Origin of the sequence: Bradyrhizobium sp. BR 10261 (assembly GCF_019455395.1) — a bacterium.
In the GTDB taxonomy this organism is placed as follows: domain Bacteria; phylum Pseudomonadota; class Alphaproteobacteria; order Rhizobiales; family Xanthobacteraceae; genus Bradyrhizobium; species Bradyrhizobium manausense.
Map to the genome: position 1 here is coordinate 142,274 of NZ_JACOFQ010000018.1, position 10,237 is coordinate 152,510.

Genomic DNA, 10,237 nt, shown 5'->3' on the forward strand with positions numbered 1-10,237 from the left:
TGTCAGCCGAGGCCGGCTTGCGGCAAGATTTAAGGGTCCTTTGCGCGATGAGCTTCCACTCGATCTACGCCCATGGCTTTGCGCGCGTTGCAGCCTGTGTCACCACCTCCCATGTGGCCGATCCCGCGGCCAATGCGACGGCGGTGATCGCGGCGGCGAAGACCTGCGACGCGCAGTCGGTCGCGGTCGCGGTGTTTTCCGAGCTGTGCCTGTCCGGCTACGCCATCGAGGACCTTGTCCAGCAGGATCCGCTGCTCGATGCCGTCGAGCGCGGGCTTGCCTCGATCGTCGAGGCCTCTGCAGGCCTGATGACCGTGCTGGTCGTCGGCGCCCCGCTACGCTTCGGCGTCAGGATCTATAATTGCGCCGTCGTCATTCACCGCGGCCGTATTCTAGGCGTCGTGCCCAAGAGCTATCTGCCGACCTATCGCGAATTCTACGAGGGTCGCCATTTCGCCTCGGGCGCCGGCATCACCGGTGAGGCCATCGCCATCGGCAAGCTCCAGGCGCCATTCGGCACCGACCTGCTGTTTGCCGCCGAGGACGTACCGGGCCTGACCATCGGTGTCGAGATCTGCGAGGACATGTGGATCCCGGTGACGCCGGCCTCCGAGCTGGCGCTGGCCGGCGCCAGCATATTGATCAACCTCTCGGGCAGCCCGATCACGATCGGCCGGGCGCGCTCGCGTGCGCTGCTGTGCCAATCGACCTCGGCGCGCTGCCTTGCGGCCTATGTTTATTCCGCTGCAGGCGCTGGGGAGTCCACGACGGATCTTGCCTGGGACGGCCAGACCTCGATCTACGAGAACGGCGTGCTGCTGGCCGAGGGCGAGCGCTTCAGGCAAGACGGTCAGATCACGATGGCCGACGTCGACCTCGACCTGCTCAGGCAGGAGCGTGCCTTGATGGGCACGTTCGACGACAACCGCCGGCAGCGCGAGGCGCTTTTCCGGAAAGTGACATTCGCTCTCAAGCCGCCGTCTGCGGATATCGGCTTCCTGCGCAAGGTCGAGCGTTTCCCGTTCGTGCCGAGCGATGAGCATTTGCTCGAGCAGGATTGCTACGAGGCCTACAACATCCAGGTCGCGGGCCTTGTGCAGCGCATGCGCGCCACCGGCACCAAGCGCGTGGTGATCGGCGTGTCCGGCGGCCTCGATTCCACCCACGCGCTGATCGTCGCCGCCAAGGCCGTCGACCTGCTCGGCCTGCCGCGCGAGAATATCCTCGCCTACACCATGCCGGGCTTTGCAACCGGCAGCGAGAGCAAGACCAATGCGCTGGCGCTGATGAAGGCGTTGCGGACCAGCTGGCAGGAACTCGACATCCGCACCACGGCCACGCAGATGCTGAAGGACATCGGCCATCCCTTCGGCAAAGGCGAGAAGGTCTACGACGTCACCTTCGAGAATGTGCAGGCGGGTTTGCGCACAGACTATCTGTTCCGCCTTGCCAACCATCATGGCGGCATTGTCATCGGCACCGGCGATCTCTCCGAGCTCGCGCTCGGCTGGTGCACCTATGGCGTCGGCGACCAGATGGCTCATTACAATGTCAACGCCGGCGTGCCGAAGACGCTGATCCAGCATCTGATCCGCTGGGTGATCACATCGAAGCAGTTCAGCGCCGACGTGAATGCGACCCTGGCCTCGATCCTCGCGGCCGAAATCTCGCCGGAGCTGGTTCCCGTGAAGCCGGGCGAGAAGCCGCAAAGCACCGAGGCTTCCGTCGGTCCCTACGAGTTACAGGATTTCAACCTGTTCTACACGCTGCGCTTCGGCATGCGGCCGTCCAAGATCGCCTTCATGGCGCTCCATGCGTGGAAGGATGTCGCCGACGGCGAATGGCCACCGGCATTCCCTGCCGACAAACGCAGAGCCTACGACCTTGCGGAGATCCGCCGCTGGCTCGAGGTCTTCCTGCGCCGGTTCTTCGCCTTCAGCCAGTTCAAGCGCTCGGCGATGCCAAATGGACCGAAGGTCTCTGCCGGGGGCTCGCTGTCGCCGCGGGGTGACTGGCGCGCACCGTCGGATTCGAGCGCGGCGGCATGGCTTGAGGATCTCGAGCGGAACGTGCCGAACCCCTCGACGTCAGTGCCGACGAAGACTCAATAGCGACGTTCCCGCTCAGGAACATTCGCGCCGACAGAGCGTTCGCGTCTGTCATCGCGATTTGTTCAGGAGAGGGACCATGCGTAAGCACTTGATGTTATCGACCGCGGCGATTGGACTCATGTTTGCATCCGGCGTTGCCTATGCTCAAGCGCCCGAACGCAAGGACGAGCCGAAACGGACCGAGGAACCGGCGAAGAGCGCTGCGCCGCAGCGCGGTGGCGCTGGCCAGGAACGCGCTCAGGAACGCGTGCAGGGTGCGCAGGAGAAGCTTCAAGGCGCGGCCCGCGAGGACAAGGGCGGCGCTGCCAAGCACGAGGCTAGCGAGGACAAGCGTCAGCCGGCCGCCGCTGCCGAGCACAACGCGCCGAATGCCAGGGAGCAGGCGCAACAATCCCGGGAGCCATCAAAGGATCGCAACCGGGAGGCTGAAAGTGCGAAATCGGGGCACGACGCCGACAAGAGCCGTGCCGAGACCAAGTCGGACAAGTCTGCGCCGCAGAAATCAACGGCCGAGACCGAGAAATCCAAGAGCGGTCCCGCTGGTCAGCAGAACGAGCGCGCGGGAGCGGCGGCCAACCAGGCCGAGCGCAACCAGACTCAACCTCCACGCAACGCCGCCGAGCAGAACCCTGCGCAACAAGGCAATCGGCCGGCCACCGCAACCGACACGAGCCGGACGCCGCCAACCAACAACGCGCAGAGCGCACCGGCCGCCACCGGAACGCAAACCAATCAGGCCAATCAAACCAATCAACCCAGCCAGACCAACACGCAGGTCAGCCAGCAGACCCGCGTGAACTCCGAAAAGCAGGTGCAAATCTCGGAACGACTGAGCCGCGAGCGGCTGGCGGAGCCGGAGCGCAACCTGAACATTTCGATCCGTGTCGGCGAGACAATTCCCCCGCACGTGCGTCTGTACAGGCTGCCGCCCGAGATCGTCTCGATCGAGCCGGAATACCGCGACTACGAGTATTTCGCGACGGATGATGACGTCGTCATCGTGGAGCCGCGGACGCATCGCATCGTCAGCCAGGTGCCTCGCGATCCGTCGCGAGCCCGCGCGGAGATGAGCGGTGGCGCATCAACGAGCATGGCCGCGACGGGCGGCAGCAATGTCGGCAGCAACGTCAACTGCCGGATCATGCGGCGTGATGCCTCGGGCAACGTGGCCGAAGTCGAACCGTCAACGGTGGGCTCGAGTGCGCGGACCGATTCACTGAGCGTGACGGTTCAGATGCCCGGCGGCGGCTCATCCACCCCGATTCCGCTCGGTGCCGCCGCTGGCGATATCGTGGTTGCAACGCAAGGGCAGGGTGATTGCACGGTGACCATCGAGCCGCAAACCCGCTGAGCGCGGGACCGGCAAGACGCTGTCAACAAGACGCCGTCACAACGAATTCGCGCCGCGCGGCTCATAAGGCCGGCGGCGCGAAATTGCGTTCGAAGTAAAAAGCTCCGAGGTCCGGAGTGCCTAGGAGTCCGGACCTCGTCACCTTGCCCCAGCCTTCAATCCCCCGCCCCATGTCCCCCAACCCCATAGTGCGCGATCAGAGGATGATGCCCTTGGAAGTGGCCGCCGATCGATGAGCGTGATGTACGCGAGGTCCCGATAGGATTCCATTCCGGAGCACTACGGACGAGAATACCGTTGCGCTCTTGGCTCGTCATGTGCATCCGCATTTTGCAGTTGGCGCGAACCAAGGTTGAGCCGTGTACGGCTTCGTTCATCACAGCGCTCGCGACGTTCGCCTCCAAGCCCGCGCCGGGAGCAGGGGAGCCCTGTCCGATCCAAGTTCCCGTTGCGCCTGATCACCCCGTGCGCTATCCGGCCGGAAAGGTGTGAGGGGGCTCCATATGGCCCGCCCGCGCCGCGCAACCCCGAGGACGGAAACCGCCATGCCAGCCTATCGCTCCCGCACCACCACCCACGGCCGCAACATGGCAGGCGCCCGCGGCCTCTGGCGCGCGACGGGCATGAAGGACGGCGATTTCGGCAAGCCGATCATCGCGGTCGTCAACTCCTTCACCCAGTTCGTGCCCGGCCACGTCCACCTGAAGGACCTCGGCCAGCTGGTTGCCCGCGAGATCGAGCAGGCTGGTGGGGTCGCCAAGGAGTTCAACACCATCGCGGTCGACGACGGCATCGCCATGGGCCATGACGGCATGCTCTACAGCCTGCCGTCGCGTGAGCTGATCGCCGACAGCGTCGAGTATATGGCCAACGCCCACTGCGCCGACGGCCTCGTCTGCATCTCCAATTGCGACAAGATCACGCCCGGCATGCTGATGGCCGCGCTGCGCCTCAACATCCCCGCCGTGTTCGTCTCGGGCGGCCCGATGGAGGCCGGCAAGGTCAAGCTCCAGGGCAAGACCAAGGCGGTCGATCTCATCGACGCCATGGTGGCTGCGGCCGATTCCAAGGTCAGCGACGACGACGTCAAGGTGATCGAGCGCTCGGCCTGCCCGACCTGCGGCTCCTGCTCGGGCATGTTCACCGCCAACTCCATGAACTGCCTGACGGAGGCGCTCGGCCTCGCGCTGCCCGGCAACGGCACCGTCGTTGCCACCCATGCCGACCGCAAGCGCCTCTTTGTCGAGGCCGGACACACCATCGTCGACCTCGTCCGCCGCTACTACGAGCAGGACGACGCCTCCGTGCTCCCGCGCAACATCGCCAACTTCAAGGCGTTCGAGAACGCGATGACGCTCGACATCGCGATGGGCGGCTCGACCAATACCGTGCTGCATCTCCTTGCCGCCGCCCATGAAGGGCAGGTCGAATTCACCATGCAGGACATCGACCGCCTGTCGCGCCGCGTGCCCGTGCTCTGCAAGGTCGCACCATCAGTTGCCGACGTCCATGTCGAGGACGTGCATCGCGCCGGCGGCATTTTGGGCATTCTCGGGGAGCTCGACCGGGCCGGTCTGATCGACACGTCAGTGTCGACCGTGCATGCGCCGACCATGAAGGAGGCGCTGGAGCGCTGGGACATCAAGCGCTCCAAGAGCGAGGCTGTGCGCACCTTCTATCGCGCCTCGCCCGGCGGCATCCCCACGCAGGTCGCCTTCAGCCAGGATCGCCGCTACGACGAGCTCGATGCCGATCGCGAGAAGGGCGTCGTCCGCGACATCGAGCACGCCTTCAGCAAGGACGGCGGCCTCGCGGTGCTCTACGGCAACCTCGCCCAGGACGGCTGCATCGTGAAGACCGCAGGCGTCGATTCTTCGATCCTGAAATTCTCGGGCCCCGCACGTGTGTTCGAGAGCCAGGACGCGGCCGTCGAAGGCATTCTGGGCGGCAAGGTCGTCGCCGGCGAGGTCGTGGTCATCATCTATGAAGGCCCGCGCGGCGGCCCCGGCATGCAGGAAATGCTGTATCCGACCAGCTATCTGAAATCGATGGGCCTCGGCAAAGCCTGCGCGCTCGTCACCGACGGTCGTTTCTCCGGCGGCTCCTCGGGTCTGTCGATCGGCCATCTGTCGCCGGAAGCGGCCGAAGGCGGCAACATCGCTCTGGTGCGCACCGGCGATCGCATCGCCATCGACATCCCGAACCGCAGCATCAATCTCGAGATCTCCGACGAGGATCTCGCGAGCCGCCGTGCGGCGGAGGAGGCGAAGGGCGATGCCGCCTGGCAGCCCGCGGCGCGCAAGCGCAGCGTCTCGACCGCGCTGCAGGCCTACGCTGCGCTGACCACCAGCGCTGCGCGCGGCGCGGTGCGTGAGGTCAAGCGTCGCACGAAGTAAGCGCGTTGTGCATCGGCGTGAGCGTGACTCTCGCGCTCGCACATGGTCAACAAGTTCTGAACGGCCGGCGCAAGCCGGCCGTTCGCATTAAGGATGCCCCGACGAACTTCGGCAGAGATGCGTTTTGCGGCTTATACTGCGGCCACCTTCGCACATCCATTTCGGGCAATTGGGGCACCACCATAATGTCTCGTACTCTTGCTGTGGTTTTCGGAACAGTCGTCGCCGCGATTGCGATGACGGACGCAGCGTCTGCCGGCTGCTATAATTGCTACGCGCCGCCGCCGCCGTGCACGACGTGCTATCAGCAACAATACGTCGCCCCGCAATACCGCACCGTCGACGAAACCGTGATGGTGTCACCCGGCGCCGTCGTCGCGCATCGCACGCCGGCGCAGTATCGCACCGTGATGGTCCCGCAGACCGTGATGGTGGCGCCGCCCGGTGTTCAGTACGAGCAGATCCCGCCGCAATACGCGACGCGCCAGCGCGTCGAGATGGTCTCGCCGGGCTATTCCTATTACGCGCCGGTGCAGATGGGCTGCGCGTCCTGCGGCTACTGAGCTGAGGCGGGCAACACCAAACTCAGCAACAGACTTCGCGCGGCGTCCTTTGGGGCGCCGCGTTTGCCTTTGCGGCAAGCCAAACGAGGCCCGGACATGGAGGCGAATCCGACCGGGCCTCGCGACCAGCGACGCCCTGGGTGGCATCGCCAATGTCCGGGATGGCTGACGGGGAAGCGTCATTGACTCTCCCCAAGGACTCCCCCCAAGGACTCCCCCCAAGTGTTGCCAGGCTAGAAGATCAGCCTGACGCGCGCCTGACAGGTCGGATTTGGTGGGCCGGCTCGATGCGGACAGCCCTAACTTCGCGTTGCCTTGCGCGGCCGACTACGTTAAGCGACAGCCAGACTTGACAGCCAGTCTTGGAAGGGTGGCCGAGTGGTTTAAGGCACCGGTCTTGAAAACCGGCGTGCCCGCAAGGGTACCGTGGGTTCGAATCCCACCCCTTCCGCCATCAACTATTTGAAATTACTTATATCCTTGAGAAGGGCCTTATCGTCTCGACAACGGATGCCGAAATTGTCGCAAGTGAGCGCGAACGTCTCCTTCGCATTCGCGTCTTCAAAGCAAAAGCGTGTACCGGCGTCGGCGCGATCGGTCCACCAGTTAATCTGTTTTCCTTTTGCGATGCGCGAAGCTTCTCCGCGGAGCAGGTCCAATTGTCTTCCAGCAGCATGGACGATCAAGCAATGTTCGTTGGGCATTAGATCTCCGAAAGCGGAATTCGCAGAATACGTAGGCCGCAGCTGGGGGCAGCTGCGGCCCGCGCATTGGTCAAAACTTCCGGGTGAAAAACTTAAGTGAAGTATCAGCCAGCCCCGGTTTATCGAATCTTCCCGGCACCACTAGTTCCCGCCACAACAAATGTGAGTCGCGGGATTTATTCAGACGAACGGTCCCGGGTATCTCGGCGGCTGGAGACGAGACCCTCCGAGACCGCCCGACGCACCAAACTCAACCCGGCACGCCGGTTCATATCTTCCTGCTCGGGATTCAATCCCTCAGTCCAAAAAGATACAGTGTTCTAAATTTAATCAGCCGTTTGGATGTGGCGTTCCCTACGGCGATAGATGTCTTAGGCCAGAGGTGGGCCGCCGATCGTGCGGAACGTCGGGCCGCAGCCGTTGTAGAGCGGAGCCTGCTGCCCTTGTGTTGGCGCCGGTTCACGCCGGCGGGCCTATTACTCCCGGCTCATTGCAGACCACCTTGCGCGCCTGCGGCCTGCAGAACTCGAACTGTTTTGGCATGGCCAGCATTTAAGTCGGCGGCAGCAAATTGCCACATCAGCCGCGCTTTCGCCGACGAGATGACCGTTCGGAAAGATCTTCAGTCAAGCGAGCGAATGCCTCCGGATCTTTCTTCGCCAAGGCAATGCCAAGAATGGTACCCAAGACAGCGACCACGACGACAAGAAGTGCCACTCGATCCTGCTAGTGAAAGTGTACCGCCAGCTCAGATCAGCCTCAGTTGTACGCCGATCTTGCGGCCGAGCTGCGCCTCGACGAAGTCCTTGAGGGCGTCCGAGATCTCGTGATCCTCAGCGGCCAGCCGGCGCTCCAGATCGCTGGCGACGTCCTCTGGTGCATCCCTGGACCATCCCTCAGCCGGATTGAATGCGACCACGCGCAGCACCTGATCGTACTGTCCGGAGAGGAAATCGTCGATCAGGATTGCTCGATCGATGCCTTCCTCTGTCTCCCGGAACACGGCGTCGTCTCGGAACTCCTCCAGGACCAGATAGAAATCCTTGTCGAGCCGATCGTTCGGAATGAGCGAGGGGAAGGCCATACGCACGAACTCCAGTGACCGGAGTCCAAGACAAGGCGCGGGGGCGCGGAAGCCGAATCAAGCCCCACATGCGCGGCAGGAAGGGCGGAGAGACGGCCCCGGCTTCAGGGGGCTTTTGGGGTAGGCCGGGGCCGCTCCGCCAGCCCGACGGCGGGCCAGCGCAGTGACAATCGGTGGCGAATTCCGCGGTTCCTATCAGCCCTTCGGCGACGCCTAGCGCCGTGCTCACCGGATGACCCGAAAGAGAGGGGCCGCCTTCCTCTCAGGTGGGACGCGAACCGGGGTGTACTTGGTATCGATCCGGTGGGCGCGTTTGCAGTTGGGGCAGATGAAAAGGTGGGCGACAATCGATTGCTGGGCGTCCAGCACCAGCTCCGAGCGAAACCACCTCATGGCGACGTGACAATTTGGGCAATCAGGCGCCTCGAGGTGCGCCACTGCGCTTTCTAATCGATCCATGCCCGCCCCCTTTTTCAGGACGCTACCAGGCACACGGCGCGGCAGACACATCAATTGTTGTGCCGATTTGCTGCGGGACAGATGTGAAGCGGGCGGCTCAGAATCAAAGGCCCGCCGGTTCGCTGGCGGGGCCTCAGCGGCCGATTAGGCCGCGCATAATTCGGGCGAACATTCTCGCCCAATCGAGTGCTTGTTCGCGGGCACTTGCCCCGGCCGCAGCCGTCGCGACGGAAGGTCGTCCCAATAGAAGTAGCGACTAGGGCTGCCGCTCGATCACTGATAACGCTTCGTCCGCGCTCCAACGCTTCGCGGACAGGGCGGAGCGGTTGCGGGGATGACCGGAGCGCTCCGCTCCGCCTCAACCACGCGGGCACGAAGACTTTCCAGTTCGAACAATTGAGATGTGAGCTGTTCTAGGCGCTCACGCAACAGCACAGCGGCGTCAGCCGCTTGACCATGATGTTCTCGCATGTCGTGCTAGCCCCCAACCAAGTTTTTGAACGAAAACTCGGATCATGGCCCGCCGTTGGACCAATCGGGAAAATGATGCAATCGAGACTAAGATCCCCCGGCTTGTTCCCACACCAACATAGGTTTGTTTGAGCCAAAAATTAATGAACGCGAGTGCGGCCGCCCGTGGCAAGACACCTTCTGGCCAGGGATCACGAACCTGGTCCATCGGGAAAACTTGGCAGTCGCTCCGTCGTTCCTGGCGGACCCCCGGAAAGCGCGCGAGCTACCGCGCGTCGTGGGTGTGGAAAGCGTTCTCTTGTTGCTCGGAATGGGGGCCATCACCCGTCTGCCGATCGCGTTCTGGGCTTTGCACAAACAAGTATAAGCTGTCCCGAGAATCGTTTTATCTTCACCCTAGCCAAACCTCACGGGGGAAGCGGGGAATGGTTAGGCCCGGCGCGCGATCACCGGACAAGAACCGCGCCGGGCCACGAGCGTTTGATTGTCAGAAATACCGCCGGTTCACGCTCGCCTGCGTTCGTCCCGCTTGGTGCAGTGTTGCTTGAGCGGGCGCGCTTGGAAGCCGCAACCGAGCATGGCCGCGTCAATCTCCGATTGATTGGGCGCGGGAAGCCGCGCCCGCCGTCATCGTCGCCCGTATCCGCCACCCGCAGAGCGTTGCCGATAGCGATAGCCCGTCCAGATCGACAGAGCTCAGCGAGGGTGATGAGCGCGGCGGACAACCCGATCACGAGAAGTCCGAGAACAAGCGCGGTCCACACGCGTATATCGGCCAGCCTCAGTGCAGCGACGACCGTGCTGAGGATTCCTGGAAGGACAGTCATCGACGTCCTCCTTGGACCCAAGTTTGGACCCAAACGCCCCAGCACGAGACGACACGCGATGGACTGACTGGACTGTCGACCTGCCAAGACGCGAGGAAATCCGGACTAGGTGGACGTGCCAGCACAGGGCGACACGGCGCCGCCCGAACTTGAAAACCGGCGTGCCCGCAAGGGTACCGTGGGTTCGAATCCCACCCCTTCCGCCATCAAATTCAATGTCCGGCCCTGACACATGGGTAACAGATTGTACCTGAGACATGGGTGACAACCT

The 10,237-nt window shown here is 63.4% G+C and carries 6 protein-coding genes and 1 tRNA gene; 5 read left to right on the forward strand and 2 right to left on the reverse strand.

Annotation, left to right across the window (positions count from 1 at the left end; all coding sequences use genetic code 11):
- Nucleotides 1–47: 47 nt before the first annotated feature.
- The 5 genes from HYH07_RS21765 to HYH07_RS21785 all read left to right on the forward strand — a co-directional run bounded on the left by HYH07_RS21765 (nucleotide 48) and on the right by HYH07_RS21785 (nucleotide 6,875).
- The gene (locus HYH07_RS21765) at nucleotides 48–2,111 is read left to right on the forward strand and encodes an NAD(+) synthase (RefSeq protein ID WP_220004409.1); all 2,064 of its coding nucleotides are present in this window, start codon (nucleotides 48–50) and stop codon (nucleotides 2,109–2,111) included.
- A gap of 76 nt (nucleotides 2,112–2,187) precedes the next feature.
- Nucleotides 2,188–3,462: a DUF1236 domain-containing protein gene (locus HYH07_RS21770; RefSeq protein WP_220004410.1), complete on the forward strand. Its 1,275-nt coding sequence runs from the start codon at nucleotides 2,188–2,190 to the stop codon at nucleotides 3,460–3,462.
- Between the two features lie 545 nt (nucleotides 3,463–4,007).
- On the forward strand, nucleotides 4,008–5,858 hold the full coding sequence (gene ilvD, locus HYH07_RS21775) for a dihydroxy-acid dehydratase (RefSeq protein WP_220004411.1): 1,851 nt from the start codon (nucleotides 4,008–4,010) through the stop codon (nucleotides 5,856–5,858).
- A 236-nt stretch (nucleotides 5,859–6,094) separates the two neighbouring features.
- The gene (locus HYH07_RS21780; RefSeq protein ID WP_220004412.1) at nucleotides 6,095–6,421 is read left to right on the forward strand and encodes a hypothetical protein; all 327 of its coding nucleotides are present in this window, start codon (nucleotides 6,095–6,097) and stop codon (nucleotides 6,419–6,421) included.
- A gap of 364 nt (nucleotides 6,422–6,785) precedes the next feature.
- Nucleotides 6,786–6,875: transfer RNA gene (locus HYH07_RS21785), tRNA-Ser, on the forward strand.
- Nucleotides 6,876–6,879: 4 nt separating this feature from the next.
- Here HYH07_RS21785 and HYH07_RS21790 read toward each other — a convergent pair.
- Entirely contained in the window at nucleotides 6,880–7,125 is a 246-nt protein-coding gene (locus HYH07_RS21790; RefSeq protein ID WP_220004413.1) for a hypothetical protein, read from the reverse strand.
- A gap of 748 nt (nucleotides 7,126–7,873) precedes the next feature.
- Nucleotides 7,874–8,209: a hypothetical protein gene (locus tag HYH07_RS21795; RefSeq protein WP_228749689.1), complete on the reverse strand. Its 336-nt coding sequence runs from the start codon at nucleotides 8,207–8,209 to the stop codon at nucleotides 7,874–7,876.
- Nucleotides 8,210–10,237 lie beyond the last annotated feature (2,028 nt).